Source organism: Georgenia halophila, assembly GCF_039541595.1.
Genome location: NZ_BAABGN010000004.1, coordinates 148,228 through 174,971, shown reverse-complemented (window position 1 = coordinate 174,971; position 26,744 = coordinate 148,228). Strand labels below are relative to the sequence as shown.

24 protein-coding genes and 1 pseudogene are annotated in these 26,744 nt (G+C 72.3%); 15 read left to right on the top strand and 10 right to left on the bottom strand.

Annotated features, from left to right (window positions below; translation table 11 throughout):
- Positions 1-5 precede the first annotated feature (5 nt).
- From ABD907_RS06280 to ABD907_RS06260, 5 genes are read right to left on the bottom strand one after another with little or no spacing between them, the layout of a single operon-like run.
- Positions 6-1,298, bottom strand: coding sequence for a DUF58 domain-containing protein (locus ABD907_RS06280; protein ID WP_345214896.1), 1,293 nt, complete (start codon positions 1,296-1,298; stop codon positions 6-8).
- Complete coding sequence (locus tag ABD907_RS06275; RefSeq protein ID WP_345214895.1) at positions 1,298-2,425, bottom strand: AAA family ATPase; 1,128 nt, start codon at positions 2,423-2,425, stop codon at positions 1,298-1,300. The genes ABD907_RS06280 and ABD907_RS06275 overlap by 1 nt, the downstream gene beginning before the upstream one ends.
- The gene (locus ABD907_RS06270; protein ID WP_345214894.1) at positions 2,422-3,630 is read right to left on the bottom strand and encodes a DUF4350 domain-containing protein; all 1,209 of its coding nucleotides are present in this window, start codon (positions 3,628-3,630) and stop codon (positions 2,422-2,424) included. Before ABD907_RS06270 ends, ABD907_RS06275 begins: the two co-directional genes overlap by 4 nt.
- Positions 3,627-4,298 carry a DUF4129 domain-containing protein gene (locus ABD907_RS06265; protein WP_345214893.1) on the bottom strand — a complete coding sequence of 224 codons (672 nt, stop codon included), beginning with the start codon at positions 4,296-4,298 and terminating at the stop codon, positions 3,627-3,629. Before ABD907_RS06265 ends, ABD907_RS06270 begins: the two co-directional genes overlap by 4 nt.
- Before the next feature lies 1 nt (position 4,299).
- Entirely contained in the window at positions 4,300-5,610 is a 1,311-nt protein-coding gene (locus ABD907_RS06260; RefSeq protein ID WP_345214892.1) for a glycerophosphoryl diester phosphodiesterase membrane domain-containing protein, read from the bottom strand.
- Between the two features lie 113 nt (positions 5,611-5,723).
- Between ABD907_RS06260 and mtrA the strand changes: the two genes are divergently transcribed.
- The 11 genes from mtrA to ABD907_RS06205 all read left to right on the top strand — a co-directional run bounded on the left by mtrA (position 5,724) and on the right by ABD907_RS06205 (position 19,765).
- The gene (gene mtrA / locus ABD907_RS06255; protein ID WP_345214891.1) at positions 5,724-6,407 is read left to right on the top strand and encodes an MtrAB system response regulator MtrA; all 684 of its coding nucleotides are present in this window, start codon (positions 5,724-5,726) and stop codon (positions 6,405-6,407) included.
- 116 nt (positions 6,408-6,523) lie between these two features.
- On the top strand, positions 6,524-8,182 hold the full coding sequence (mtrB, locus tag ABD907_RS06250; RefSeq protein WP_345214890.1) for an MtrAB system histidine kinase MtrB: 1,659 nt from the start codon (positions 6,524-6,526) through the stop codon (positions 8,180-8,182).
- Entirely contained in the window at positions 8,179-9,894 is a 1,716-nt protein-coding gene (locus tag ABD907_RS06245) for an LpqB family beta-propeller domain-containing protein (RefSeq protein WP_345214889.1), read from the top strand. Before mtrB ends, ABD907_RS06245 begins: the two co-directional genes overlap by 4 nt.
- 96 nt (positions 9,895-9,990) lie before the next feature.
- Entirely contained in the window at positions 9,991-10,734 is a 744-nt protein-coding gene (locus ABD907_RS06240; protein WP_345214888.1) for a ComF family protein, read from the top strand.
- Positions 10,735-11,002: 268 nt separating this feature from the next.
- Positions 11,003-11,695, top strand: coding sequence for a ribosome hibernation-promoting factor, HPF/YfiA family (gene hpf, locus ABD907_RS06235; RefSeq protein ID WP_345214887.1), 693 nt, complete (start codon positions 11,003-11,005; stop codon positions 11,693-11,695).
- Between the two features lie 65 nt (positions 11,696-11,760).
- Positions 11,761-12,597: a DUF72 domain-containing protein gene (locus ABD907_RS06230; protein WP_345214886.1), complete on the top strand. Its 837-nt coding sequence runs from the start codon at positions 11,761-11,763 to the stop codon at positions 12,595-12,597.
- Positions 12,594-13,235 (top strand): UdgX family uracil-DNA binding protein, encoded by a 642-nt coding sequence (locus ABD907_RS06225; RefSeq protein WP_345214885.1) that lies wholly within the window; start codon positions 12,594-12,596, stop codon positions 13,233-13,235. The genes ABD907_RS06230 and ABD907_RS06225 overlap by 4 nt, the downstream gene beginning before the upstream one ends.
- Positions 13,236-13,338: 103 nt before the next feature.
- The gene (locus tag ABD907_RS06220; RefSeq protein ID WP_345214884.1) at positions 13,339-14,649 is read left to right on the top strand and encodes a winged helix-turn-helix domain-containing protein; all 1,311 of its coding nucleotides are present in this window, start codon (positions 13,339-13,341) and stop codon (positions 14,647-14,649) included.
- A gap of 186 nt (positions 14,650-14,835) precedes the next feature.
- Positions 14,836-17,706 carry a preprotein translocase subunit SecA gene (gene secA, locus ABD907_RS06215; RefSeq protein WP_345215410.1) on the top strand — a complete coding sequence of 957 codons (2,871 nt, stop codon included), beginning with the start codon at positions 14,836-14,838 and terminating at the stop codon, positions 17,704-17,706.
- Between the two features lie 225 nt (positions 17,707-17,931).
- Positions 17,932-19,113, top strand: coding sequence for an LLM class flavin-dependent oxidoreductase (locus ABD907_RS06210; protein WP_345214883.1), 1,182 nt, complete (start codon positions 17,932-17,934; stop codon positions 19,111-19,113).
- 34 nt (positions 19,114-19,147) lie between these two features.
- The gene (locus ABD907_RS06205) at positions 19,148-19,765 is read left to right on the top strand and encodes an FMN reductase (protein WP_345214882.1); all 618 of its coding nucleotides are present in this window, start codon (positions 19,148-19,150) and stop codon (positions 19,763-19,765) included.
- Positions 19,766-19,785: 20 nt separating this feature from the next.
- Here the strand turns inward: ABD907_RS06205 and ABD907_RS06200 are convergent, their stop codons facing one another.
- Positions 19,786-20,310 carry an Rv3235 family protein gene (locus tag ABD907_RS06200; RefSeq protein ID WP_345214881.1) on the bottom strand — a complete coding sequence of 175 codons (525 nt, stop codon included), beginning with the start codon at positions 20,308-20,310 and terminating at the stop codon, positions 19,786-19,788.
- On the bottom strand, positions 20,310-21,128 hold the full coding sequence (locus ABD907_RS06195) for a LysM peptidoglycan-binding domain-containing protein (RefSeq protein ID WP_345214880.1): 819 nt from the start codon (positions 21,126-21,128) through the stop codon (positions 20,310-20,312). Before ABD907_RS06195 ends, ABD907_RS06200 begins: the two co-directional genes overlap by 1 nt.
- 153 nt (positions 21,129-21,281) lie before the next feature.
- Between ABD907_RS06195 and ABD907_RS06190 the strand changes: the two genes are divergently transcribed.
- Positions 21,282-21,797, top strand: a complete 516-nt coding sequence (locus ABD907_RS06190) for a hypothetical protein (protein ID WP_345214879.1) — start codon at positions 21,282-21,284, stop codon at positions 21,795-21,797.
- An 80-nt stretch (positions 21,798-21,877) separates the two neighbouring features.
- Here ABD907_RS06190 and ABD907_RS06185 read toward each other — a convergent pair whose 3' ends face one another.
- The 3 genes from ABD907_RS06185 to ABD907_RS06175 form a co-directional block, all read right to left on the bottom strand.
- Complete coding sequence (locus ABD907_RS06185; RefSeq protein ID WP_345214878.1) at positions 21,878-23,089, bottom strand: FAD-dependent oxidoreductase; 1,212 nt, start codon at positions 23,087-23,089, stop codon at positions 21,878-21,880.
- Positions 23,086-23,670, bottom strand: a complete 585-nt coding sequence (locus ABD907_RS06180) for a TetR/AcrR family transcriptional regulator (protein ID WP_345214877.1) — start codon at positions 23,668-23,670, stop codon at positions 23,086-23,088. Before ABD907_RS06180 ends, ABD907_RS06185 begins: the two co-directional genes overlap by 4 nt.
- 122 nt (positions 23,671-23,792) lie before the next feature.
- A complete protein-coding gene (locus ABD907_RS06175) occupies positions 23,793-24,005 on the bottom strand; it encodes a helix-turn-helix domain-containing protein (protein ID WP_345214876.1) in 213 nt (70 codons plus the stop codon).
- 110 nt (positions 24,006-24,115) lie between these two features.
- Between ABD907_RS06175 and ABD907_RS06170 the strand changes: the two genes are divergently transcribed.
- The 3 genes and pseudogenes from ABD907_RS06170 to ABD907_RS21085 form a co-directional block, all read left to right on the top strand.
- The gene (locus ABD907_RS06170; RefSeq protein ID WP_345214875.1) at positions 24,116-24,805 is read left to right on the top strand and encodes a hypothetical protein; all 690 of its coding nucleotides are present in this window, start codon (positions 24,116-24,118) and stop codon (positions 24,803-24,805) included.
- Positions 24,802-26,205: a CpaE/TadZ family protein gene (locus ABD907_RS06165; protein ID WP_345214874.1), complete on the top strand. Its 1,404-nt coding sequence runs from the start codon at positions 24,802-24,804 to the stop codon at positions 26,203-26,205. The genes ABD907_RS06170 and ABD907_RS06165 overlap by 4 nt, the downstream gene beginning before the upstream one ends.
- Positions 26,206-26,252: 47 nt before the next feature.
- Positions 26,253-26,720: pseudogene (locus ABD907_RS21085) on the top strand (DUF6912 family protein); the annotation flags it as partial.
- Between the last annotated feature and the right edge of the window lie 24 nt (positions 26,721-26,744).

Here is a 26,744-nt window from a genome sequence, read left to right as displayed (position 1 = left end):
GGGACCTACAACCGCCCCGCTGCCTTGAGCGCCAGGTACGTGTCCGCCAGTGCGGGGGCGAGGTCGTCCGGTGCGGCCTCGACCACCTCGACACCGCGGCGCTTGAGGCGGACCGCAACGGCATCGCGCTCGAGCGCGCCCCGCTCGGCCGCGGCGGCGTCGTACACCGCGTCGGCGCTGGACCGGTCCGCGCGCAGCTCGACCGCCTCCGGGTCCGACGCCGAGGCGAGCACCACCGTGTGGTCGGCGGCGATCGTCCCGAGCGCCGGCAGCAGGCCGGAGGTGATCGCCGAGGGCTCCAGCGCGGTGAGCAGCACCACCAGGGAACGCTGGGACAGCGTGTCCCGCACCACCTGCGTCACCTTCGTGGTGCTCAGCTCGACCAGGGACGGCTCCAGCGGCGCCATGGCCTGCGCCAGCGCGCCGATGAGCCGGGGGCCGGTCTCCCCGGCCACTCGCGCCCGGACCTCGCTGTCGACCGCCACGAGGTCCACCCGGTCGCCGGCACGCGTGGCCAGGGCGCCGAGCAGCAGGGCCGCCTCCATCTGGGCGTCCAGCCGCGGGGCGTCTCCCAGGCGGGCGGCGGAGAGACGGGCGATGTCGAGGATCACCAGGACCCGGCGGTCGCGCTCCGGGCGCCAGGTACGCACCACGACGTCGGCGCGGCGTGCCGTGGCCCGCCAGTCGATCGCGCGCACGTCGTCGCCGATGACGTACTCGCGCAGGGAGTCGAACTCGGTGCCCTGCCCGCGGATCAGGACGGCGGCCCGGCCGTCGATCTCGCGCAGCCGGGCCAGGCGCGAGGACAGGTGGCGCCGGGAGTGGAACGGCGGGAGCACCCGCAGGGTGGCCGGGGCGCGGAGCGAGCGTTGGCGGGCGGCCATCCCCAGCGGGCCGAACGAACGGACGGTGACCAGGTCGGCCTGCCGGTCGCCGCGCCGGCTCGGCACCAGCTCGGTGCGGAGGCGGCGACGCTCGCCCGCCGGCACCGTGACCCGGTGGCGGTTCTGCTCCGCCCCGGCCGACGGCGGCCAGGCGTCGCGGACCAGGGCCCGGAGCCGACGTCGTCCGGTGTTCGTCAGAGTGACCGCCGAGGAGGTGGGCTCGCCGAGTCGTACCGACCCGGACACCGAACGCTCGGCCGCGACCTGTTTCGGGGAAGCGGCCAGCACCGCGTCGGCGACGCACGCGAGCACCACCAGGCCGACCCAGAGCAGCAGCGTCGACGCCCGCGGCCACAGGGCCGCCGGCAGGGCGCCGACGGCGGTGACGATCGCCGCCCGGGTGGTGGGGATCATCAGCGGGGGACGGGCACGGTGCCGAGCACGCCGTCGAGCACCGTCTCCGCGGTGACGCCCTCGAGCTCCGCCTCGGCGCGCAGCTGGACGCGGTGGCGCAGGGTCGGGTGGGCGAGCGCCTTGACGTCGTCCGGGGTGACGTAGCCGCGGCCGGACAGCCAGGCCCAGGCACGCGCGGTCGCGAGCAGGGCCGTGGCGCCGCGTGGTGAGACGCCCAGCGACAACGACGGGGACGTGCGGGTGGCCCGGACGATGTCGACGACGTAGCCGATCACCTCCGGTGCGACCTGGACCTCGCGCACCTCCGCCTGGGCCGCCTCCAGGTCCTCGGGTCGCCCGACGGGGCTCACGCCGGCCGCCGCGAGGTCCCGGGGGTTGAAGCCGAGGGAGTGCCGGACGAGGACCTCGATCTCGTCGCGACGCTCGGGCAGGGGCAGCAGCAGCTTGAGCAGGAACCGGTCCAGCTGTGCCTCGGGCAGGGGATACGTGCCCTCGTACTCGACGGGGTTCTGTGTGGCGATGACCATGAAGGGCTCGGGCAGCAGACGGGGCATGCCGTCCACGGAGACCTGCCGCTCCTCCATCGCCTCCAGCAGCGCGGCCTGCGTCTTCGGCGGCGTCCGGTTGATCTCGTCGGCGAGCATGAGGTTCGTGAAGACCGGGCCCTCCTTGAACGAGAACTCGGCGGTGCGGGCGTCGTAGACCAGTGAACCGGTCACGTCGCCGGGCATCAGGTCGGGGGTGAACTGCACCCGCTTGGTGCCCAGGTCGAGCGCGGCGGCCATCGTCCGCACGAGCAGCGTCTTGGCGACGCCAGGCACACCCTCGAGGAGCACGTGGCCGCCGCACAGCAGCCCGATGACGAGACCCGTCACGGCCGCGTCCTGGCCCACGACCGCCTTGCCGACCTCGGTGCGCAACGAGCCGAGCCGGCTCCGCGCCACGGACTCGGCCACGGCCGGGGCCGGCCCCGGGGTCGGCCCGGTCGGGACGTCGCCGCCGGCCCGCGGTGCCGACGGTGCCGACGCCTGCGGCGCGAAACGCTCGTCGCCCGTGGGCTGCGGGGGACCGGCGTGGGCGGGCTGGTTCGGACTCGCGGGGGACGGGCCGATAGGGGGCTGACTCACGATCGGTGGACCTCTTTCTCCAGGGCGTCGAGCATGGTGGACAGGGCCAGCAGGCCGCCGTCGTCGGTCGGTGCGGTGCCGTAGAGCAGGTTGTCGACGTCCGTGTGCGGCCACCCGGTCGCGCGGGCGACGGCGTCGACGAGGCTCGGCCGGTCCGCTGACCTGGGTAAGCCGAGGGCCCGCGACATGCGCACCGCCGCGCCGGCCCGCAGGGCGGCGGCGGCGTGGTCGCGGGCACCGCCGCGACGATACAGACGGCCGCGCCCCCGGGTGGTCTCCGCCGCCCGGACGACCACCGGCATGACCTCGATGACGACAGGTCCCAGGCCGCGGGCCTTGCCGACGGCCAGAACCACCGCCGCGGCGAGCAGCGCCCACAGCACCCAGGTGCCCGCGGGCGGCATCAGCGGCGCGCCGCGGTCCTCGGCACCGCCGGTCGACCCAGCTTGTGGCAGGTACCAGACGACGTTCCCGTGATGGCCCAGCATGCGCAGGGCGAGAGCGGCGTGGCCGTGGTCCTCGAGGGCCGCGTTGGTCACGGGTCCCACGTCCGCGAGGTAGCGGACGGTGGAGCCTTCGTCTTCCCAGACGGCGTACGCGCCGCCCGCGCCCTCGGAGGCGGGGAAGCACAACTCGACGTCGGAGCCGGTGGCGGTGACCGAGCCGCCACCGATCGCGATGCGAGAGGCCGCCTGTGCGTCGGGGGCCGCGCACTGCGCCTGGACCACCTCCTCGACGCTCGGGCCGGCGAGGGTGATCGGCATGTCCGCGACCACCTCCGGGTCGACGAACAGGTTCCCGCCGATCGCCAGGTCGGCGCCGGTGCCCAACAGCTCGGTGTACTGGCCGGGCCGCAGGTCGGAGACGTCGGTGACGAACACCGTCGTCCTCGGGCCGGCCACGTGGGTCAGCTCGGCGAAGCTGTCCGCCTCCTCGACGGCGACCCCTTGGCCGCGGAGGATCTCGGCGACCGCCATGGTGCCCTGCGGTGCGGGGTTGTCGGGTGCGAGCGCCCGCCCGGACGTGCGCTGCTGGAGCAGCGTGGCCAGGATCGCGAGGGCGAGGAAGACCACCACGACGGCGGCGGTGACGACGCGGCGGCGACGGCGGCGTCGCCGCGTGCCGGGTGCGGCGTCATCGGGAGACCGGGGGCCGGCTCCTTCCGGCGACGCCACGCTGGGGGATGTCGAGGTGGTGGTCGTCATCGCACTTCCGCCCAGCCGGCGCCGACGGGTCGGTGATCGTCGTGCCGGGCGGGCCGCGCCCTCGAGACGGCGGAGGCCAGCTCACGCAGCTGCCGGTCCTCGGCCTGTCCGGGGGCAAGGTGGCCGTAGCAGACGTCGTCGAAGAGCCGGCCCGCCCAGCGCAGCCCGTCGGTGTGGTCCGGCAGTGCCGCGGCCGCAAGCGTGGCGGCCTCGTACGCCGTCAGACCGGCGCGGTCCTCCAGGACCGCGCGCTCGTCCAGCGAACGGACGAGCGCGCGGAACCGCTCGAGAGTGGCGGTCACCCAGTCGCCGCGCCGGGCGGCGTCGTCCGCGGCCGCGAGGAGCGCGGCGCTGTCGCGGACGTCGTCGAAGAGCTGGTGCGAATCCTGCCGCTGCGCCGTCCGCCGTGCGCGGACCCGTCCGCCGAGCAGCAGCGAGACGACCACCACGACGACGAAGGCCAGCACCACGACAAGCGGCACGAATGCCGGTGGCGCCTCCATCCCCATGGATCCGATGTCGCTCAGCAGCCTGCCGAGCCATTCGAGGATCCGCTCGATCAGTCCTGGCTGGTTGTCGTAGACCGCCTTGGCGAGCTCTTCCTCGGCCCACCGCTGTGCCTCGGCGGCATCGGGCTCGACGGGCACGCCGGCGCGTACACCGGTCACGTCAGCCAGCCTCCGCGGGCCGGGCGGACTGGGCGAGGGTGACGTCGAGGCCTTCCTTTCGCATACGGATGTCGATGTAGGCCAGTGCGACGACGGCGGCGAGGAACGGCGTGGTCAGCGCGGAGACGAGCACGGACAGCACACCCATGACGATCGAGGTGATGACCAGGGCCTCCTGCGAGCCCGAGAAGAGAGATGACGCCATGGTCAGCGGGATCATCATCGCGTACGTGAGGATCGCCACGATGATCGCTGCCAGCGCCAGGACGCCGAACAGCCGCCAGAACTGGCGCCTGCTCAGCGCCCACGACCGCCGGATCGCGGAGAACGGCCCGATCCGCTCGAGCATGAGCGCCGGTGCCGACAGGGTCAGCCGCACCACGAAGTAGCCCATGACGACACAGGCCCCGAGGAAGAGGAGGAAGATCAGCAGGCCCGTGATGAACGGGTTGTTGCCACCGCCCTCGACGAGAGCCACGCCGAGCAGCACGAGTGCGGTGATCACCACGACCAGCACCACGGTCCAGCCCAGTGCCAGCAGCAGGGTCAGGCCGATGAGCCTCCACAGCTGCCCGCGCGCGGAGTGCCAGACCTGCCGGATCGTGGCGACACGTCCGACGACGGACTGGCTCACCGAGACGATGAGCAAGGCGGTGAGCACGATCGAGGCGATGTAGACGGCGACGGACACCGCGAGGAGGCCGACGAGTGACGTGATCGCGCCGGTACCCAGCTCCTCCATCCCGAGGGTGGGCGTGGTCTGCCCCATGAGGGGGAGCAGTGTGCTGCCGACGGTGAAGGAGAGGACGAGCGCCTCGATGACCGCGGTGACACCCATGACGAGCAACGAGAGCCCGAACGTGGCCCGCGGGTTGGCCCGGATGGCACGGAAGGCGCCGTCCAGGATCTCGCCGATGTTCATCGGCCGCAGCGGGATGATGCCGGGCCGATCGGCGCCGGTGAAGCCGCGGGGCACCTGCTGCTGCGCTGCGTCCCCGTACTGGCCGTACTGGCCGGGCTGCTGGCTCGGGTCCCCACCCCACGATGGGGGCACCGGCGGTTGGCCCCACGGTTGCCCGGGCCGCTGACCGGGTTCCCCGCCCCACGGCGAGGGCTGGGTGGGCTGCGTGTACTGGGTGTACTGGCCGGGCTGCGGAGCGGGGTCCGGGCCCCAGGGTGAGGGCTGGGTGGGCTGCCCGTGCTGCGTGGGCGGCGCGTAGCGCGGCTGCTCGCCGTCCGGCGGTCCGCTGTACGGGCCGTACCGTCCGGCGTCGTGCTCCGGCGTGCCGTCGTCCTCAGGCCGGCTGCTCATCGCCCTACCTCCCCCCGGCTGCGTCGTGGTGGCGAGACCCATCGTTGCACGCCACAGCGGGTGCCGGAACGGCGGTCCACACCGCGCAGCGTCCGGAATGGGAACATTGCCCCATGAGTCCCAAGCTGCTTGTGATCGACGACGACACCGCGCTGGCAGAAATGATCGGAATCGTGCTCGACGCCGAGGGCTACGACGCCGTCTTCTGCGCAGACGGTACCCAGGCCCCGGAGATGTTTCGCCGAGAGCAGCCCGACCTCGTCCTGCTCGACCTCATGCTGCCGGGACTGGACGGGATCGAGATCTGCCGCATCATCCGCGCGGACTCCGACGTGCCGGTGGTCATGCTCACGGCGAAGTCGGACACGCTCGATGTGGTCGCCGGGCTGGAGGCCGGCGCGGACGACTACATCGCCAAGCCGTTCAAGCCCAAGGAGCTGGTCGCGCGGGTGCGCGCGCGCCTGCGTCGCCAGGAGAACCCGGAGCCGGAGCGACTGCGCATCGGCGACCTCGAGATCGACGTCGCCGGCCACGAGGTGACCCGCGACGGTGAGCCGATCTCGCTGACCCCCCTGGAGTTCGACCTGATCGTGGCGCTCGCGCGCAAACCCTGGCAGGTCTTCAGCCGTGAGGTGCTGCTGGAGCAGGTCTGGGGATACCGGCACGCCGCCGACACCCGCCTGGTGAACGTCCACGTCCAGCGGCTGCGCGCGAAGGTGGAGAAGGACCCGGAGCACCCCGAGGTCGTCGTGACCGTCCGTGGCGTCGGATATCGGGCGGGGGCACCACACGAGTGACCGAAGACCTCGGCGGGCCCCAGCCCGCCGGACCCAGGGCCGGCTCGGTTCCCCATCCCGCCGGCCCGGCCACGACGTATCGCCCGCCCCGTGCCCGGGCGAGCCTGCGCCGTCGGATGCGCCGGAAGGTCCTGCGGCTGATCCGCAGCTGGCGCTCCTCCCTGACGGTCCGTGTGGTGGCCAGCACCGTGCTCGGCGGGCTGGTCGCCCTCGGCGTCATCGGCGGCGTCCTGTCGGCACAAATCCGCGACGGTCTCTACGACGAGCGGGTGACGCAGATGCTCGAGGACGCGGCGCTGCAGACACAGAACGCGCAACAGGTGTTCGACGACGCGACGGCGACCACGGGCCAGCAGGCCCAGGAGGTGGCCAACGACTGGGTCTTCGGCCTGCCCTCCCGCTCCGACGCCGAAGGAGCCGTGCTCCGGCGCTCGCCGCAGTCCAGCTCGACGGTGACCATCGTGGAGCCGGTGACGAACTCGCCGATCGACCTGCGCAGCCTCGTCAGCCCGCAGATGCGCGAGGCGATCGCGAGCGAAGGTGGCCAGCACTGGCAGCCGGTGGCGCTGCCCACCCAGGCCGGCAACGCCCCGGGCATCGTCGTCGGGGAGCCGGTCACCCTGCCCGTCGCGGGCACGTACGAGCTCTACCTCTTCTACAGCCTGGCGCCCGAGGAGGCGACGATCGCGCTGGTGATGCAGGTGCTGGCCGTCGGCGCCGTCGCGATCGTCATCCTCCTCGGGGTCATGACGTGGGCGATCACCCGGTGGGTGCTGCAGCCGGTCACCGACGCCGTCCTCGCCGCGGAGCGGCTGGCGGACGGCATGCTGGACGAACGCATGGATGTGCGCGGTCGGGACGAGCTGGCGCTGCTCGGCCAGTCCTTCAACGAGATGGCGTCCTCGCTCCAGCGACAGATCCAGCAGATGGAGGAGCTCTCGCGGCTGCAGCAGCGCTTCGTCTCGGACGTCTCCCACGAGCTGCGCACGCCGCTGACGACGATCCGGATCGCCGGCGAGCTCATCCACGACGCGAAGGACGACTTCGACCCCGCCGTCCGCCGCTCGGCGGAGCTGCTGCATGCGCAGCTCGACCGCTTCGAGTCGATGCTCTCGGACCTCCTCGAGATCTCGCGCTTCGACGCCGGCGCGGCCGTGCTCGAGGCCGAGCAGCGGGACCTGCGCAACGTCGTCCAGCACGTCGTGGAGATGACCGGCATCCTGGCCGACGCCAAGGGAACCGAGCTGCGCATCCATCTCTCCGACCAGCCGTGCACCGCGGACATCGACCCCCGACGGGTCGAGCGCATCATTCGTAACCTGCTCTCCAACGCCATCGAGCACGGTGAGGGAAGGCCCATCGACGTCACGGTCGGGGTCAACGACGCGGCCGTGGCCGTGCGGGTGCTCGACCACGGCGTCGGGATGGACGCGGAGGCGGCCAAGCACGTCTTCGACCGGTTCTGGCGTGCCGACCGGGCACGGGCGCGCACGACGGGCGGCACCGGCCTCGGCCTCGCCATATCCATGGAGGACACCCACCTGCACAACGGCACCCTCGAGGCGTGGGGGCGTCCGGGCGTCGGCGCCGCCTTCCTGCTCACCCTGCCGCGGCGGGCCGGTACCGTCATCACGATGTCGCCGCTGCCGCTGGCACCCGGGTCGACCCGGGTGCTCGAGTCCGGTACCGCCCGCGCGCCGCTCGGGCCCGGCGAGGCCGGGGCGTCCCGCCAGGACCCGGCGTCGGTCGCCGGGACGGCGGAGGAGGCCCGATGATCGCGGGACACGGGACGAGGACCCGCCGGCGGCGTGCCGCCGTCGCGACGACACTCGCCGCGATGCTGCTGGCACTGGCTGGCTGTGCCAACCTGCCGCGCTCCGGTCCGGTCACCGCCTCGGATCCGAACGTCCCCGCGCCGCAGGGCATCGGGTTCCTCGCGAGCGGCCCGCAGGCGGGGTCGACGCCCGAGGAGATCGTCGACGGCTTCCTCTCCGCCTCCGTGGCCGGCATCAACGACGAGTTCCTCGTCGCCCGCGAGTTCCTCGCCGGCCCGGCCGCCGAGACCTGGCAGCCGCTGGAGCAGGTCCGCATCTACGCCGACGCCCCCGCCCCGCAGATCGAACGCACCGACGACGGCGGCGTGCAGGTCTCCGTCATGGCCGAGGCCTCGCTGGACGGCGCCGGCCGGTACACCGAGGCCGCCGAGGGGGCCATGATCGAAACCGGTTTCACCCTCGCCCGCAACACCCAGGGCGAGTGGCGGATCGTCGAGCTCGAGGACGGTGTGCTGCTGCCGGTGGCCAACTTCCAGTCGGTCTACACCCAGAGCGTCCTGTACTTCCTCACGCCCGATCACGAGGCTCTCGTGCCGGAGGTGCGGTGGTTCCCCCAGCAGAACGTGGCCACGTCGCTCGTGAGCGCGCTCCTCGAGGGTCCCTCGCCATGGTTGGCGCCGGGTGTGACGACGATGGTCCCGGTCGGTACGCGCCTGGTCGTCGAGTCGGTGCTGCTCACCGAGGGCGTCGCGCACGTGGATCTCTCGGTCGACTCCCTCGCCGCCGAGGGCATGGAGCGGGCGCTGCTCTACACCCAGATCCAGGCGACGCTGTCCGGTGTGCCGAACGTCCAGGAGGTGGAGATCACCGCGGCCGGGACACCGTTCGAGCTCAACGCGCCGCCGCCGCGCCTGCCCGCCTATCCCTACACGAGCACACCGCTGACAGCTGTCAGCGACGGCGAGCTGGTCCAGGTCGCCGACGGCGAGGCGAGCCCCCGTGTCCGCAGCGAGCTGCTCGCCGGGATGGACGTCCGCGACCCGGCGGTCGGTTATGAGAGCCCGGTCGCGACGACGGTGTTCCTCGACGGCACCGACCGCCTGGTCAGCGCCTCCGGCAACAACGCGCCGCCCATCCTGCTCACCGAAGGGACACAGCTCGTGCCGCCGTCGGTCGACCGGCAGGGCTGGGTGTGGACGACACCGGCCGCTTCCGACGGGACGTTGCGTGCGGTGCGTTCCAACGGGCAGCTCGTCGAGGTCGGCGCGTCGTGGCTCGCCGACGGCAAGATCCGTGCCCTCAGGGTCTCGCGGGACGGAGCTCGCATCGCGGTGATCTGGGAATCGGCCGGGAGCACCGTGCTCGACGTCGCCGCGATCGTCCGCGCCGCCGACGGGACTCCGCGCGAGCTCGGCGAGCCCAGGCGGATCGGTGACGTCCTCACCGACGCCACCGACATGGCATGGGTCGAGGAGGGAACCCTGGCGGTGCTCGGTACCTCCTCGGTCGCCCCGGACCCGACGGTGCACCTTGTCCCGATCGGGGGCCCCACCACGTACCTGCCCCCGGTGGAGGGCGCCACGGACGTCACCGCGGGCCGTGGGGCACGGTCCCTGGTGGTCACCACGGACGCCGGACGCTTGTTCGAGCGCAACGGCTCGGCGTGGCGGGCGACGCTCAGCGGACTGTCCGACCCGGCCTTTCCCGGGTGAGCCCGTAGGTCCCCGGCGGCAGCGGCCACGACTTCCTGTCCACAGCCGTGCCCCCGGGGACACCGGGGTGGCCACGTCAGCCGTCAGGATGCGGGAGTGGATGTCCGCCAAGCGTTGACCGACGCCGGCAGGCTCGTCCTGCCGGTCGAGTGCGCCGGGTGCGGCCGCTGGGACCTCGTGCTCTGTGCGCGGTGCGTCCGGTTGCTCAGCCGGCCGCCGGTGCGGTGCGAGCAGCGGGCACCCCTGCTCGGCGGAGCCGGCACCTCGCCGCTGCCCACCTGGTCCGTCGGGCAGTACCGCGGGTCGCTGCGCGCCATCGTGCTCGCGTGGAAGACCGGTCGCCGGCAGGACATCGCCCCCGAGGTCCTCACCGCCGCCGAGCAGGCCGCCACCACGTGGGCCCACGACCCCGACCTGAGGTCCCTGCTCACCGACCACGACAGCGTCCTCGTCGTCCCCGTGCCCTCGGGGTGGCGTAGGCGCGTGGCCCGCCGCCTCGTCGTCGCCGACCTCGCCGACGCTGTCGCGCGTGGCCTCGCCGCCGGCCGGCACGAGGGAGAGGTCCTGGTGGCGGACGTCCTCAGGCGTCGCGGCGGCAGCGCTCACCAGGCGGGCATCGGGGCCCGGGCACGGATCGCCAACCGGCGTGGGACCGTGCGGGCGCGGGCGCGCCTGCCCACAGGCACCGCCGTCGTCCTCGTCGACGACGTGGTCACCACCGGCGCCAGCCTGGCCGCCAGCGCCGACGCCGCGGAGGCAGCGGGCGGCCGGACCGTTGCCGCATTCACGCTCGCCTCGACGGCGGGGCCGACCGGTGCGGCGGGCCGTCTCGCGAGCTAGATCCGCCACCGGTGGCGCGCTGGTGACGCGGCGGCGACCCTGAGGTGAATTTCGGGGTCGCCGAGGGATCCCCCCGGCGCCCGATCGGTACTAGCGTGACCCTATGAAGGCCGCTGCCGGACCCGAGGCGAGGCGCAAGGGAGCGCGAGCGGAGTCCGGCCGAGGGGAGGTGGTCACCGCGCAGGTTCGCCCATGACGTGCGAGCCAGTAGTACGTCACCACGGCAGGAGCTGCTCCTGCCGCGCGCCCCCGGATCGAGGAGGACACCATGGAGATTGTCGTCAAGGGCCGAAACACCGAGATCGCCGGCCGGTTCCGTTCGCACGTGGAGGGCAAGCTCGCAAAGATCGAGCAGCTCGCGCCGCGGGTGCAGCGCGTCGAGGTCGAGCTCACGCACGAGCCCAACCCTCGCCAGGCGGACGTCTGCGAGCGTGTCGAGATCACGGTGCGTGACCGCGGACCGGTGATTCGGGCGGAGGCCAAGGGCTCCGACCGTTACGGAGCCCTCGACCTCGCCTCGGGCAAGCTGCTCGAGAGGTTGCGCCGTTCGCGCGACCGTCGCAAGAACCACCACCGCTATGCCGTCCCACAACCGGTCGATGCCACGCTCCCGGAGTCCGCGGACGCAGACGCGGACGCGGAAGGCCTCCCCGACCACCCCGTCGCGCCGACCGCGCCGGGTGAGTCCGTGGAGGCCCAGCTCGGAGACTCCCCGGTGATCGTGCGCCAGAAGCTGCACGACGCCGAGCCCATGACGGTCGACCGTGCCCTCTACGAGATGGAGCTCGTCGGCCACCCCTTCTTCCTCTTCATCGACTCCGAGACCGGGCAGCCGTGCGTGGTCTACCACCGGCACGGCTGGACCTACGGCGTCATCCGGCTGAACACCGAGATGTCGGACGGCGGCGGCGAGGCCTCCACCAACCACGTCGAGACCCGGGAGCGCGCGGCCGTCACCTGATCCCGCTCCGAATCCCGGAGCGCCTCGCGGTGCGCAGAGACCGGGACGTTCATAGACTCCGCCAGATGACGGTCCGTATCGGTATCTCCGGATGGCGGTACGGGCCGTGGCGGGGCGTCTTCTACCCGCGCGGCCTGCCACAACGCAGCGAGCTGGCGTACGTCGCGGACCGCCTCGGCACCGTCGAGATCAACGGCTCGTTCTACTCGCTGCAGAGCCCGACGAGCTACCGGGCGTGGTACGAGCAGACACCGCCCGGCTTCCTGTTCGCCGTCAAGGGCGGGCGATTCATCACGCACATGAAGAAGCTCGCCGGCGTCGACGTCGCGCTCGCGAACTTCTTCGCCTCCGGCGTGCTGGCTCTGAGCGACAAGCTCGGCCCGTTCCTGTGGCAGCTGCCGCCCAACCTCGGTTTCGACGCCAGCCGCATGGACGACTTCCTCGGCCGTCTCCCGCGGACCACGACGGCGGCCGCCGCCCTGGCCGCGGGCCACGACCACCGGCTCAAGGAGGCGTGGACCGACGGGGGACCGGAGCGGCCGCTGCGCCACGCTGTCGAGGTCCGGCACGAGACCTTCCGGGACCCGGCATTCGCCGAGCTGATGCGGGCGCACGGCGTGGCCGTCGTCGTGGCCGACACCGCGGGGAAGTGGCCCTTCCTGGAGGAGGTCACCGCGGACTTCGTCTATACGCGCCTGCACGGCGACTCCGAGCTGTACGTCAGCGGCTACGACGACCCGGCGCTGGACACCTGGGCGGCCCGGATCCGTGCCTGGCACGACACCGGGCGCGACGTCTACGTCTACTTCGACAACGACACCAAGGTGCGCGCACCCGTCGACGCCATCGCGCTCGCCCGGCGGCTGGCGGACCTGCTGCCCGCGCGCGTGGAGACACGATGACCAGAGGATCGGCTCCCGAACGGCCCGGCGCCCAGGAGTGGGTGCCGCCCGAGGGCGACGTGGACGCCCTGCGGCAGGCCGCACCCGGCTGCCGCGGGTGCGAGCTGTGGGCGGACGCCACCCAGGTGGTGTTCTCCTCAGGTCCGCCCGGGGCCCGCATGCTGATGGTCGGCGAGCAGCCGGGTGACCGCGAGGACCGCACGGGCGAGCCGTTCGTCGGACCCGCCGGCCGCGTCCTGGACGAGGCGGTGGAGGCCGCAGGCATCGACCCCGCGAACGTGTACACGACCAACGCGGTCAAGCACTTCCGCTTCGTCGAGCGCGGCAAACGGCGCCTGCACAAGAAGCCCGCCGTCCCGCACATCGCGGCCTGCCGGCCGTGGCTGCTGGCGGAGCTGGCCGCCGTGCACCCGGACGTCGTCGTCTGCCTCGGAGCGACGGCGGCGCGCGCCGTGATCGGCCACGACGTCCGGATCGGCGACGTCCGGGGCCAGGTCCTCGAGGGCGACGACGCCGGCGACGCCGCGGGCCGGGTGCTGGTGACGACCCATCCCTCCGCCGTCGTGCGGCTGCGCGGCAAGCCCGAGTGGGACGAGGCGTTCGGGTCGTTCGTCGAGGACCTGCGAGCGGCCCTCTGAACCTGCCCAGCCGACTCGTCCGCGAGTCCCGTCCAGCCGTCCGGCCCGCCGGCGCGGCCCGCCGGCTCGCCACCGTGTGGGCGGCGCCGGGCAGGATGGTGGGGTGACCACGACGGCGATATCCCGAAGGACGACGGCGGCACCCACGGGCGCGCCGACGCGGGCCCTGACGCCGGGGCAGGCCAGGCGGGTGGCGATCGCCGCGCAAGGCCTCGATCGGGCGCGCCCCGCGCCGGGCTCGGTGACCATGGGACACCTGCGGCGCCTGGTCGAGCGCATCGGGCTGCTGCAGATCGATTCCGTCAATGTTCTCGCCCGGGCCCACCTGCTGCCCGTGTTCTCGCGGCTGGGGCCCTACGACGTCGCCCTGATGGACCGGGCGAGCGGCAGATCGCCTCGCTGGATCGTCGAGTCGTGGGCACACGTCGCCTCCTACGTCCCACCACGGACGTATCGGCTCCTGTGGTGGCGCCGAGCGGCCTACCGCAAGAAGGAGGACCACTACCAGGAGCGTTACCCGGGACTGTTGGAGGCGGTGCGCGACCTCGTCGCTGAGCACGGGCCCGTCACCGCCGGCGAGCTGCACACCGTCCTCGGGCACGAGCGTGGCGCGAAGGAGCACTGGGGCTGGAACTGGACGCCGGCCAAACATGCCCTCGAGCACCTGTGGGACGTCGGTGAGGTCGCCGTCGCCCGCCGTACCTCCCAGTTCGAGCGGGCGTACGACGTGACCGAGCGCGTGCTGCCGCCGGCGGCCCTCGCGGAGCCGGCGCCGGCGAAGGCGGACGCCATCCGCGAGCTGGTGCGCATCGCCGCACGGGCGCACGGCATCGGCACCGTGCGGTGCCTGGCCGACTACTTCCGGACCCGTACCGACGACACCACCCGAGCCGTGCTCGAGCTCGTCGAGGAAGGCGCGCTCGAGCCGGTCCACGTTCCTGGCTGGGGCAGACCCGCCTACCTCGACACCGGAGCTCGGGTACCGCGCCGGACCGGCGCCCGGGCGCTGCTCGCCCCGTTCGACCCGCTCGTCTTCGAACGAGACCGGCTGCTCGCCCTGTGGGGCATGCACTACCGCATCGGGATCTACACGCCCCCGGCCCGGCGCACCCACGGGTACTACGTCCTGCCGTTCCTGCTGGGTGAGCACCTGGTGGCCCGGGTGGACCTGAAGGCGGACCGCCAGGCCATGCTGCTGCGGGTGCGATCGGCATTCGCCGAGACGCCCGACCACGTCCCGGGTCTGGCCCGGGCCGGCTCCGGCGCGTGGCCGGCTCGTGACGCCGTCGTCGCCGAGCTGGTCGCCGAGCTGGGGGAGATGGCGACCTGGCTGGGCATGGACGGCGTCGCCGTCGATCTCGACGCCGGAGGAGACCTTGCCGCCGATGTGGCACGCGCGGTCGCCCGCAGGTGACGCCACACCGCGGGCGCCGCGGCGTCGGAGTGTCGTGCCGCCGGTCGGGATGCATGTCCGCTCTGCGCGATACCTGCCACACGTGCACGCCCGTTCGGGGGCAACGCCTACCATGGACCGGTGCGCCCGACCGAGGGCGCCCGTGCCGCGGGGCCGACCGCCACGAACGACGACCTGGAGTGCTGCGTGCCTTCGATCCTCGACAAGATCCTCCGGATGGGCGAAGGACGGATCCTGAAGAAGCTCAACGCGATGGCCGCGGAGGTGGATGCTCTTGAGGAATCGGTCTCCCACCTCTCCGACGCGGAGCTGCGGGAGGAGACCGACAAGTTCAAGGCCCGGTACGCCGACGGCGAGAGCCTCGACAGCTTGCTGCCGGAGGCCTTCGCCGCGGTGCGCGAGGCCGCGGGCCGCACGCTCGGCCAGCGCCACTACAACGTGCAGGTGCAGGGCGGCGCCGCTCTGCACCTCGGCAACATCGCCGAGATGAAGACCGGTGAGGGCAAGACCCTCGCCGCGACGCTACCGGCCTACCTCAACGCGCTGACTGGCAAGGGCGTGCACATCGTCACGGTCAACGACTATCTGGCGTCGTACCAGAGCGAGCTCATGGGGCGCGTGTTCCGGTTCCTCGGCATGACGACCGGCACCGTCATCGCGGGCCAGAAGCCCGACGAGCGCCGCAAGCAGTACGAGGCCGACATCACGTACGGCACCAACAACGAGTTCGGCTTCGACTACCTGCGCGACAACATGGCGTGGTCGGTCGACGAGCTGGTCCAGCGCGAGCATCACTTCGCGATCGTCGACGAGGTGGACTCCATCCTCATCGACGAGTCCCGCACCCCGCTGATCATCTCCGGCCCCGCCTCGGGCGACGTCAACAAGTGGTACGTCGAGTTCGCCCGCCTCGCCACCCGCATGACGGCCGGCGAGGACTACGACGTCGACGAGAAGAAGCGCACCGTCGGCGTGCTCGAGCCCGGCATCGAGAAGGTCGAGGACTACCTCGGCATCGACAACCTCTACGAGTCCCTCAACACCCCGCTGATCGGCTTCCTCAACAACGCCGTCAAGGTGAAGGAGCTGTTCAAGCGGGACAAGGACTACATCGTCAAGAACGGTGAGGTCCTCATCGTCGACGAGCACACCGGTCGCGTGCTCGCCGGCCGCCGCTACAGCGAGGGGCTCCATCAGGCCATCGAGGCCAAGGAGGGCGTGCAGATCAAGGCGGAGAACCAGACGCTCGCCACGATCACGCTGCAGAACTACTTCCGGCTCTACGACAAGCTCGCCGGTATGACCGGTACGGCCGAGACCGAGGCGGCCGAGTTCCAGGGCACCTACAAGATCGGCGTGGTGCCGATTCCGACCAACAAGCCGATGGTGCGCAAGGACCAGTCCGACTTCGTCTACAAGGCCGTCGAGCAGAAGTACAAGGCCATCGTCGAGGACATCGCCGAGCGGTACGAGACCGGCCAACCCGTGCTCGTCGGCACCACCAGCGTCGAGAAGTCCGAGGTCATCTCGGCGATGCTGAAGAAGAAGGGCATCCGCCACGAGGTCCTGAACGCGAAGCAGCACGAGCGCGAGGCCGCCGTGGTCGCGATGGCCGGCCGCAAGGGCGCCGTCACCGTCGCGACGAACATGGCCGGGCGCGGCACCGACATCATGCTCGGCGGCAACGCCGAGCACATCGCCGTCGCGACTCTGAAGGAGCGCGGCCTGGACCCCTCGGAGAGCCCGGAGGAGTACGAGGAGGCCTGGCCCGCGGCGCTCGAGGAGGCGCAGAAAGCGGTCGCCGAGGAGCACGACGAGGTCGTCGAGCTCGGTGGTCTGTACGTGCTCGGCACGGAGCGGCACGAGTCACGACGCATCGACAACCAGCTGCGCGGTCGCTCCGGGCGTCAGGGGGACCCGGGCGAGTCGCGGTTCTACCTGAGCCTCGAGGACGACCTCATGCGCCTGTTCAACTCGGGCATGGCCATGCGCGTCATGGAGTCCTCCTCCTACCCGGACGACATGCCGCTCGAGCACAACTTCGTCTCCAAGGGCATCGCGAGCGCGCAGGCCCAGATCGAGGCTCGCAACTTCGAGACCAGGAAGAACGTCCTCAAGTACGACGACGTCCTGTCCAAGCAGCGCAACGTCGTCTACGACGAGCGCCGGCGCGTCCTCAGCGGCGAGGACCTCGAGGGTCAGGTCAAGGGCTTCCTCGACGACGTCGTCGCCGGCCTCGTCACCGGGTACACGGGCCAGGGCGCTCCCGAGACGTGGGACCTCGACGCGCTGTGGAGCGAGCTGCGCAACACCTACCCCGTCGGGATCACCCCGGAGGACATCATCGAAGAGGCCGGCAACCCCACGCGGGTCAGCCAGGAGATGCTCCTCGAAGAGCTGAAGTCCGACATCCGGATCGCGTACGAGGCCCGCGAGGAGGAGCTGGGCGACGAGGTCATGCGCCAGCTCGAGCGCCGCGTCGTGCTGTCGGTGCTCGACCGCAAGTGGCGCGAGCACCTGTACGAGATGGACTACCTCAAGAACGGCATCGGGCTGCGGGCGATGGCCCAGCGTGACCCGCTCGTGGAGTACCAGCGTGAGGGCTACGAGCTCTTCCAGGCGATGAACGAGGCCATCAAGGAGGAGTCGATCCAGTACCTGTTCAACCTGGAGGTGAAGCGCCCAGGCGAGCAGCAGCAGGACGAGTCCGCCCCGGCGGTCACGGCGGCATCGGCCGCCGCCACGGCCGCGGCCGCGCCGACGAGCGCGGCAGGCGATGGCGAGGAGGGCAAGAATGTGCCGGCCGGCAAGGCCGCGGCACCGGAGTCCGACGCGCTCGGGCTCGAGGCGCCCTCGCGCCCGACGAAGCTCAGCTACTCGGCATCCGCGATGGACGGCAACCCGACGTCCGGACCGGCTTCTGCCGCCCAGACGGGTCCGCCGACGTCGGCGCCCGCCCAGGCAGGACCCGTCCAGGCGAGCTCCGGCGGAAGCGGCGGCGCTCAGAACCGTGAGCAGCGCCGCAAGGCGGCGAAGGCGGCCAAGAAGAAGCGGTAGCCGGCTGTCGGGAGCGGCCGCGGAGCGTCACTGAAGCGCCTCCTCGGCTCGTGGTCGCTGTGCAGGCCCCGCGCGTGATGACGTCGCGTCCGAAGATCTTCGAACCGCCGGTCGACGCTTCCGCGGAAGCGTCGACCCACGTGGCGGTGGAATACCTGTCGACCGGACGCTGTTGGCGCCTGTTGTACAGATACATGCGAATGCATCGAACGAGAGACGGGCGCCATGCAGTTCGGGATCTTCAGCGTCAGCGACGTCACCACCGACCCCACCACGGGTCGGACGCCGGATGACACCCAACGGTTGCGGGCGATGACGACCATCGCCCAGCACGCCGACCAGGCGGGTCTGGACGTCTTCGCCACCGGTGAGCACCACAACCCGCCCTTCGTGGCCTCGTCCCCGACGACGATGCTGGGCTACCTGGCCGGCACCACCGAGAACATCCTGCTCTCCACGGCGACCACGCTGATCACCACGAACGACCCGGTGAAGATCGCCGAGGACTACGCGATGCTGCAGGTGATCTCGGACGGCCGGATGGACCTCATGATGGGCCGCGGCAACACCGGTCCGGTGTACCCGTGGTTCGGCAAGGACATCCGCCAGGGCCTCAACCTGGCGATCGAGAACTACGCCCTGCTGCGCCGCCTCTGGGACGAGGACGTCGTGAGCTGGGAGGGGCAGTTCCGCACCCCGCTGCAGGGCTTCACCGCCACGCCCCGCCCGCTCGACGGCGTGCCCCCCTTCGTCTGGCACGGCTCCATCCGCAGCCCCGAGATCGCCGAGCAGGCGGCCTACTACGGGGACGGCTTCTTCCACAACAACATCTTCTGGCCGATCACCCACACCAAACGGATGGTCGGCTACTACCGGCAGCGCTTCGAGCACTACGGTCACGGACGCGCCGACCAGGCGATCGTGGGCCTCGGTGGTCAGTTCTTCGCCCGCAAGAACTCCCAGGACGCCAAGCGAGAGTTCCGTCCCTACTTCGACAACGCACCGGTCTACGGCCACGGCCCGTCGATGGAGGAGTTCACCACCGAGACACCGCTGACGGTCGGCAGCCCGCAGGAGGTCATCGATCGTTACGCGGCGATGCGTGAGCACGTCGGTGACTACCAGCGACAGCTCTTCCTGATCGACCACGCCGGCCTGCCGCTCAAGACCGTGCTCGAGCAGATCGACATCCTGGCCGAGGAGATCGTCCCGGCGCTGCGCCGCGAGCTCGAGCCCGAGCGTACTGAGCACGTCCCGGCGAACCCGCCCAGCCACGCCGAGCGAGTCGCCAGGGCCCGCACGGATGGCCGTGAGCATGCCGGGCACGTCGTCGGGGAGGACCACTGGACGGGGAAGACCGCCGTGGACAGCGCCGTTACCCCTGACGGTGCGGCCTCCGGCGGCTGAGCATGCCGCAGCGAACGAGGAAGACAGGAGAAGCATGAGCGAGCGCACGATCATCGCCATCTCGGCCGGCCTCGGCCAGCCGTCGTCCACCCGGCTGCTGGCGGACCGGCTCACCGACGCCACCCTCGAGGGGCTGACGGCGCGCGGCGCCACGGCCACCGTGGAGACCACCGAGCTGCGCGGCATCGCCCACGAGATCGTCAACGCGATGGTTACCGGTTTCCCCGCAGGCTCCCTGCGTGAGGTGCTCGAGAAGGTCAGCGCCGCGGACGGCCTCGTCCTGGTGACTCCGCTGTTCACCACCACCTACTCCGGGCTGTTCAAGTCGTTCATCGACATCCTGGACAAGGACTCGCTCACCGGAAGGCCGGTGCTGCTCGGGGCGACGGGCGGCACGTCGCGCCACTCGCTCGCCCTGGAGTACTCGATGCGCCCGCTGCTGACCTACCTGCGTGCCGACGTCGTCACCACGTCGGTCTTCGCGGCCACCGACGACTGGTCAGGCGAGGCCGACACCGTCAACCCGCTGCCCGCCCGTATCCGCCGCGCCGGCACCGAGCTGGCCGAGAAGGTCGCCGCCCGGGAGCCCGCGGGGGCCGCCGACGACTACGAGGGCGTGCCGACGTTCGAGGAAATGTTCAGGGGCCGGTAGGCCGCCGGACCTGCCCGAGCTCAGCCGATCTCGAGCGCGGTGGCGCGCCACCGGCCGCGGTACGCCTCCAGCCGGACCGCGGCGGCGCGCAGGTGCGCGCCGTCGTGGACCACCACGGACGCCTCGACCACGCCCGGCCCGACGCGGCAGACGTGCACTCGCCGGGTCATCGCCCGTCGAGCGACCCGCGGCCGGCCCTGGATCCGGTTGGCCAGGCCGACGCGGCGCGAGACGGACTCGTACAGCTCCGGGCACAGCCACCGTCCGAGCTGGGCTACCGGTCTGGACCCGCAGAGCACCTCGACGGTGGAGCGTACGAGCGCTCCGGCCCACTGCTGCGGATCGGGGAGCTCTCGCTCATCGACCGGGACGGCATCACGGAGATCGGTGGTCGACGGCCTCTCGGTCTGCGGACCGCTGAAACGCACGCGGTCCCACGGCTGCTCCGTCGAGGTGCGCGGCGTCCCCGCCGGGTCGTCGGCGGGCTGGCTGACGCCGGTCCGCGCGTGGCCCGGACGCGCCGGGCGGGTCAAGGTCGCAGTCATCATGGCTCCTCGGTCGGGACCCGCAGCAGCAGGTCGGGATGGATGAGATCGGGGTCTGCCCCGACCCTCGAGCTGTTGGCCTCGTACCAGGCCGGCCAGGCGGCGGCGACGTCGGAGTCGCTGGCACCCGGCCCGAGGTGCGCTGCCGCGATCGACCAGAGCGTGTCGCCCGCACGCACGAGGTAGGTGTCGACGTCCGCGTCGGCGCCGTCGGCGACCGGCGTGACGTCCGCATCGGGCGATCCCGGCTGCTGGTCGGCCCTCCCTGCCGGAGCGGATGTCTGCGGCGACGTCTGGTCCGGCTGGTCCCGCTCCGGATCATCGGCTCGCACCGGCTCGCGGCCGCCCGGATGCGTTGGCTCTGGGTGTGTGCCGCGCTCTGCCGGCTGGGCGGTGTGGGCACTCCAGCCGAGGTCGAACGGGAGCGCTGGATCGGCCGGCTCCTGGGTCGCTGTCGCGGAGCTGAGAGCGATTGTCGCGCCGGTCCCCGCGGCCGCGGTGGTCAGGAGAGCGCGCCGCAGCACCGGGAAGCCCCACCGCCGTACGGTCCGCTCCAGCGTCAGTGTCCGGCGGCCCGTGGCACGTGCCGACTGGACGACCAGCGAGCACGCACAGGTCAGCGCGTACCACGCGGCGACGAGGCAACCGCCCCACAGGCAGAGCGCGGAGACAGCGTCCGCGAGGTCGTGGACGCCCGACGGCGCCGTGAGAGAGGCCGTCAGCCTGAGCGCCGACCGGCCCAGCCAGACGCCCGGCACCGCTGACACCAGGAGCAGGAGGGGCGCCGCTCGAACGGGGTGCGGGTGGTCGGAACGCAACGGTGCGCCTCCTCGGACTCTGTCTAATCGTATCGTTTGATGCTGTTTGATGTTTGTGAAGCCGATTTGTACCTCAATGCCTGCGCGACGCGCAAGGTACGGAACCGCGTCGTGTGGACGGTGCTGCGTCGGCAACGTCAGTACCGTTCGACTATGAGATGGGAGGCGCTCTTCGAAGACCTTGCTGGTCAGCTGGACGCGGCCGAGCGGGCCGACGACGAGACTCTTGTCGCCGAGCTGACCGAGGCCGAGGCCGGCCGGACATCGCTGGCGGACCGGATCCGGGCCCGTCAGGGTGAGCACGTGCGGCTGCGGCTGCGCACCGGTGAGGACGTCGTCGGTCTCGTGCTCGACGCCGCGCCGCAGTGGGTTCTCGTGGGCGACCGTGATCGCCGGACCCTCGCGCCGCTTGCCGCCGTCCAGGCCGCGTGGCCGCTCGGTCCCGTCGCGCCCGAGGCGGGAGTGGTGGAGCGCAGGTTAGGTATGGCTCATGTGCTGAGAGTCCTGGCGCGGGAGGGGGCCCGCGTGCGGGTCTCGTGCGACGGCGGTGCCTACACGGGCTGGCTGACTCGGGTCGGTGCCGACCATGTGGACCTCAGGCCGGCCACGGGGCAGGCGGGCCCGCTGACCATCGCCCTGGCCGCCGTCGTCTCGTTCTCCACGGTCTGACGGTCGTCGAGGTCAGTGGCCCGACCGAGAGGACGACCACGAAGGCCCCACACCGGTCGGCCGGTTTGACCGCGCGACGGTCAGCGGCGCGTGGAGGTGTCCCGCAGCCTGCCGCTCTGGTGCGCGAGCTCACGGACGATCGTGGTGTGCTTGCCGCCGATCGCGCCCACCACCAACCGGTCGAAGCCGGGCAGTCGGGCCAGGGCCAGCATGACCCTTCGGAGCCACACCTGCACGCGCGATCGGGGAAGGAACCACCGGACGCTCTGACGTGCGACCTGCTGCTTCTCCTCGACCACGGGCCGCCAGAGCTCCTCGTACCGGGCCAGCCCTTCCTCGACGGACGGGCCGTGCCCGAGCTGCTCGGCGAGGACGAACGCCCCGGCGACGCCGAGCGAGGCGCCCTGGCCGGCGATGAGCGAGACCGCGTAGCAGGCGTCCCCGACCAGCACGACGCGCTCGTAGTGCCAGTGAGGCATCTCGACCTGGGCGATCTGGTCGTAGTAGATCTCCTCGTCCCGCGGGCAGCGGGACAGAGCGTCCGGGACGACCCACCCGAGCGAGCCGTACGTCGCGCGCAGGGTCGCGCGCCGGTCGTCGGGCAGGGTGGGGTCGGCCGCGCGATGCACGAGATAGGTCGCCACGCGGCCGTCGCGCAGCCCGTACAGGCCCATCTGTCGATCGACGGAGTCGGTGAGGTGGAACCGGTCGCCGACCCGCGCCCGGACAGCCGGGTCGGAGAACGTGAAGGCGGCCGTGTGGAAGCCGAGGTAGCGCACGACGTCCCGGTCTCTGGCGAACACCGACGAGCGGACGGTCGAGTGGATCCCGTCGGCACCGACGAGGAGGTCGGCGCCGATCCGCTGGCCGTCGCTGAGCGTCACACGGACGCCGTCCGGGTCGGTCTCGACCGTGGTGGGGCTCGTCCCGAAGCGCAGGTCCACCGCTTCGGGCAGGCTCTCGCGCAGCACCAGCTCCAGGTCGGGCCGCATGATCGACAGCAGCCGGCCGTCCTGGGACTGGGCGAACTGCCGAAACTTCAGCCGTGCGCGTGGGCGGCCGCGAGCGTCCACGAACCGTGCCTCGTCGACCCGGTAGCCGAGCTCGTGCAGCCGCGGCAGCAGCCCCATCGCCTCGGCCGCGTCGTACCCCGGTCCGAAGAAGTCGATCATGTAGCCCTGCGTCCGCGGCCCGGACGCCTTCTCCAGCACGGTGACGCCCCATCCCTGGTTCGACATGCGATGCGCGAGCGTCAGGCCGGCGATGCCGGCGCCGCAGATCACCACGTTCATGACGCGTCCTCCAGCGATTCGCCCGCGTGCGGGACCAACCGGGTCAGGACCGGTGCGGCGGCCGCCGCGTCGAGCTCCGGGTCCATCCCGCGTTGCAGCACCAGGCCGTCGATTGCGGCTCCCAGCACAGCGGCTGTGGCGGCGGGGTCCGGCACGCCCTGTTCGGCGAGCCAGGCGGCGAGCTGCGACCGGAAGGCGGCGATCGTCTCGGCCACGGCCGTTGCCAGCTCGGGATCGCGCGTCGCGGCGAGGTAGGTCTCGACGAACAGGACCGACATCGGGTCGGTGCCGGTGGACGATCCGAACGACCTCGCGAGCAGGTTCACCGCCTCCTGCGGGGTGCGCGCTCGCGCGAGCGTCGGCCCGAGCGAGCGTGTCGTCTCCCGCATCGCTGCCGTCGCTGCCTGCGAGAGCAACGCCTGCACCGACGCGAAGTGGTAGTGCACCAGCCCGGGCGCGACCCCGGCGCGCTCGGCCACGATCCGGGTGCTCACTGCCGTCCAGCCGCGTTCGCTGATCAGCTCGACCGCGGCGTCGAGCAGTCGCCGGCGTACCTCACGTACTCGATCTGGCGTCGCCATGATCACCACCATGCTCTTGGACGATTGCCTTGGGCGCTCGCCCAAACGTAGCACGCCGAGACGGCGCCCTGCTCGCCGTGCGCTCGCTGCGATGGGGCGGTGTGGTGGCAGTCAGCGAGTCGTCAGCGCTCCGCCTCGATACGGGCCCGGGTGCGCTCGTACTGCTCGGCGATGTACTCCTCGAGCGCCTTGTCCTCGACCCGCCACTGGTGGCGGCCGCCGACCTGGATGGCGCGGAGCTCGCCGGAGCGGACGAGGGCACGGACCTGTGTGACGGAGACGGCGAGCGCCTCTGCCACGTCGGCCAGTGTCAGAAATCGCTGCGGCATGCTCACATCATCGCACCGCCGTGGCCGGCGGGCTTGCGCCGGCACGGGACTGTGGACGGAGATTTGGGTCCTGGGGCCTCGCGCGGCACGATGGGCGCCAAGGCAGACAGGGGGCAATGATGACCACTGACGATCTTCCGCAGGCCCGGCGCATGCGCCGACCCACCTGGCGAGATCCGCGCCTCGGCGTGGGCATCGTGCTGGTGGCCGGCTCGGTCGCCCTCGGCGCCTGGGCCGTTCGTGACGCCGCGGCCACGGTCGAGGTCTACGCCGCCGGCGACGCCCTCACGCCCGGTGACGCCGTCACGGTAGAGGAGCTGACCGTGCGTGAGGTCCGCCTCGGTGACGACGAGGACCTCTACCACCTCGCCGCCGACCCGCTGCCGGAGGACGCGGTCGCCATCCGCACGATCGGTGCCGGCGAGCTCGTGCCACGCACCGCCGTCGGCGGCTCCGAAGCCGTCAGCGTCCAGCCGATCGTCGTCTCGCTCGGGCTGGCGGTCCCCACGGATCTCGGTCCCGGCACGGTCGTCGACCTGTGGCTCGCGCCGGCGCAGGCGACCACCGGTGCGGCGTCGACCGAATCAACGCGCGAGCCCGAGCTGTTGGCGCCCACGCTGGTCGTCGCCGAGGTGATGGAGGACGACTCGGTGCTGGCGGGCACGCAGGGCACGTCCGTAGAGCTGCTGGTACCCCGCGACGAGGTGTCCGCCGTGCTCGCCGCGCTCTCGAGCGAGGGTCAGCTCGTGGCGGTGCCGACCATCGACGCCGGCGGCGCGGACGTACCAGAGCCGGACGAGACGTGAACGTCGGCGTCCTGCTGGCGCTCAGCGGGCCGGTCGAGAGCGAGCTCGTGCGACTGCTGGACGCGCCCCGCTCGGGCGTGCGGGTGGTACGGCGCTGCGCCGACGTACCCGAGGTCCTCGCCGCGGCGGGGGCCGGGCTCGGCAGCCTCGCCGTCGTCGGCGCGGACCTGCACGGGGTGGACCGGTCCGTCATCACCCGCCTGCGCGCGGCGGGCACTCGGACGGTCCTGGTCGCGGAGCCCGGTGATCTGCCGCGGTGCGCCGCGCTGGGCGCGGACGCCGTCGAGCCGGTCGGCGTCGCCACGGCCCTCGCCGAGGCGGTGCTCGCCATGAGCCGTCGGCCCGACGACGCACCGGGCCCGCAACGGCCGGGCACCGGACCCGGCCGGCTCCCGGACCGGGAGGACGCCGTCGCGGCGGGTGCCGGCGCGCCTCCGCCGGGGGCAGGCGGGTTCCAGACGGAACCGCACGACGACGTCGGGCGGGGGGCGGCGCCCGACCCCCACGGCGCCGCCGAGCCCGGCGCGACGGAGGAGCCCGGGGCGCCCGGGAAGCTGGTCGTGGTCTGGGGGCCGCCAGGCGCGCCCGGACGCACGACCCTCGCCGTCACCCTGGCCGCCGAGCTCGCCACGCTCTCCGAGCGTGCGCTGCTCGTCGACGCCGACACGGAAGCACCGTCCGTGACTCAGGTGCTCGGCATCCTGGACGACGCCTCCGCCGTGGCCTCGGCGGCGCGCCAGGCTCTGGCGGGGCGGCTCGGCCCCGGGTCCCTGCTGCGCGCCTGCCCGATCGTCGACGGGTCGCTGCACGTGATGACCGGCCTGACCAGGGCCGACCGGTGGCGCGAGGTGCCGGCCGCGGCGCTGGAGGTGATCTGGGACGTCGCCAGGGCGACGGTGCCGTGGACCGTCGTGGACACCGGCAGCACCCTCGAGAGCGACCACGACGGGTTCGGTGCCCGCCGCTACGAGGCGACCGCCTCGGCGCTGGCCGCCGCGGACGTCCTGGTGGTCGTCGGAGCCGGTGATCCGGTCGGGATGCGCCGCCTGGTCATGGCACTGGGCGATCTCGGTGACGCGGAGCTCTCCTCGACGGCCCGCCGCGTCGTGGTGGTCAACCATGTCCGGCCGTCGGCCGCCGGGTCCTCGCCGACCGAGGCCGTGCACGAGGCACTCGTGCGGTTCGCCGGCGTGGGCGACGCGGTTATCGTGCCGGAGGACCGGCTCGCCCTCGACAAGGCAGTCGTGCAGGGTCGTTCGCTCCCGCAGGTGGCTCCTGCCTCCCCCGCTCGGGCCGAGATCGAGCAGCTCGCACGGTGGCTGGCCGGGGAACGCTCACGAACCCGACGGCGGCGCGGCCGGCTCGGCCGGCCGGGGAAGCCCCGAGCGGCAAGGGTCTAGACCGGTCCCCTGCGAGGGGCCGACATTCTGATCGACCTCCGCCCAGCATGTCGGTGCGCTGGCAGACTCGGGCCATGCGCATCTACCTGCCGGCCGCCCCGACGGACCTCGCCGACGACGGCGGGCTGTCGCCGCGATGGGCGCACGCCGTCACCGCGGCCCTGCGTGCCGCCTTGCCGGAGGAGGACGACGAGGGCCTCGAGATGGTCGCCACGATGGCCGCCGCCGACGACTCGGTCCGTCTGCTCGCCGATGACAACTCGGTGCCGCGCCGCGTCGTCGTCGCTGCGGACGTGGCGGACGCCGGGGTCGAGGTGCCGCCCGCGCCGGAGACCGGCGGCGAACGTCTGCCGAGCGCCGTGCAGGTGCTCGGCCCGGTGGCCTGGAGCGATGTGGTGGCCCTGCTCGTCGACGAGCCCGCGGCCGAGGAAGACGTGCGAGCGGCGGCCGCCGGGGACGACGCCGCCCTGGACCGCAGCGCCGAGCGCGACCTGCTGTGGTACGACGCCGGGGAGCGGGCGGACCTCCGCCTGGAGATG

Excerpts from the sequence above, each read along its gene's own strand:
- ABD907_RS06180 (WP_345214877.1), bottom strand. The coding sequence starts at position 23,670 with ATGGCGACGCCAGATCGAGTACGTGAGGTACGCCGGCGACTGCTCGAC.
- ABD907_RS06280 (WP_345214896.1), bottom strand. The coding sequence starts at position 1,298 with ATGATCCCCACCACCCGGGCGGCGATCGTCACCGCCGTCGGCGCCCTG.
- ABD907_RS06185 (WP_345214878.1), bottom strand. The coding sequence starts at position 23,089 with ATGAACGTGGTGATCTGCGGCGCCGGCATCGCCGGCCTGACGCTCGCG.
- ABD907_RS06190 (WP_345214879.1), top strand. The coding sequence starts at position 21,282 with ATGAGATGGGAGGCGCTCTTCGAAGACCTTGCTGGTCAGCTGGACGCG.
- mtrA (WP_345214891.1), top strand. The coding sequence starts at position 5,724 with ATGAGTCCCAAGCTGCTTGTGATCGACGACGACACCGCGCTGGCAGAA.
- mtrB (WP_345214890.1), top strand. The coding sequence starts at position 6,524 with ATGCGCCGGAAGGTCCTGCGGCTGATCCGCAGCTGGCGCTCCTCCCTG.
- ABD907_RS06200 (WP_345214881.1), bottom strand. The coding sequence starts at position 20,310 with ATGACTGCGACCTTGACCCGCCCGGCGCGTCCGGGCCACGCGCGGACC.
- hpf (WP_345214887.1), top strand. The coding sequence starts at position 11,003 with ATGGAGATTGTCGTCAAGGGCCGAAACACCGAGATCGCCGGCCGGTTC.
- ABD907_RS06225 (WP_345214885.1), top strand. The coding sequence starts at position 12,594 with ATGACCAGAGGATCGGCTCCCGAACGGCCCGGCGCCCAGGAGTGGGTG.
- ABD907_RS06260 (WP_345214892.1), bottom strand. The coding sequence starts at position 5,610 with ATGAGCAGCCGGCCTGAGGACGACGGCACGCCGGAGCACGACGCCGGA.
- ABD907_RS06170 (WP_345214875.1), top strand. The coding sequence starts at position 24,116 with ATGATGACCACTGACGATCTTCCGCAGGCCCGGCGCATGCGCCGACCC.
- ABD907_RS06210 (WP_345214883.1), top strand. The coding sequence starts at position 17,932 with ATGCAGTTCGGGATCTTCAGCGTCAGCGACGTCACCACCGACCCCACC.
- ABD907_RS06230 (WP_345214886.1), top strand. The coding sequence starts at position 11,761 with ATGACGGTCCGTATCGGTATCTCCGGATGGCGGTACGGGCCGTGGCGG.
- ABD907_RS06245 (WP_345214889.1), top strand. The coding sequence starts at position 8,179 with ATGATCGCGGGACACGGGACGAGGACCCGCCGGCGGCGTGCCGCCGTC.
- ABD907_RS06270 (WP_345214894.1), bottom strand. The coding sequence starts at position 3,630 with ATGACGACCACCACCTCGACATCCCCCAGCGTGGCGTCGCCGGAAGGA.
- ABD907_RS06205 (WP_345214882.1), top strand. The coding sequence starts at position 19,148 with ATGAGCGAGCGCACGATCATCGCCATCTCGGCCGGCCTCGGCCAGCCG.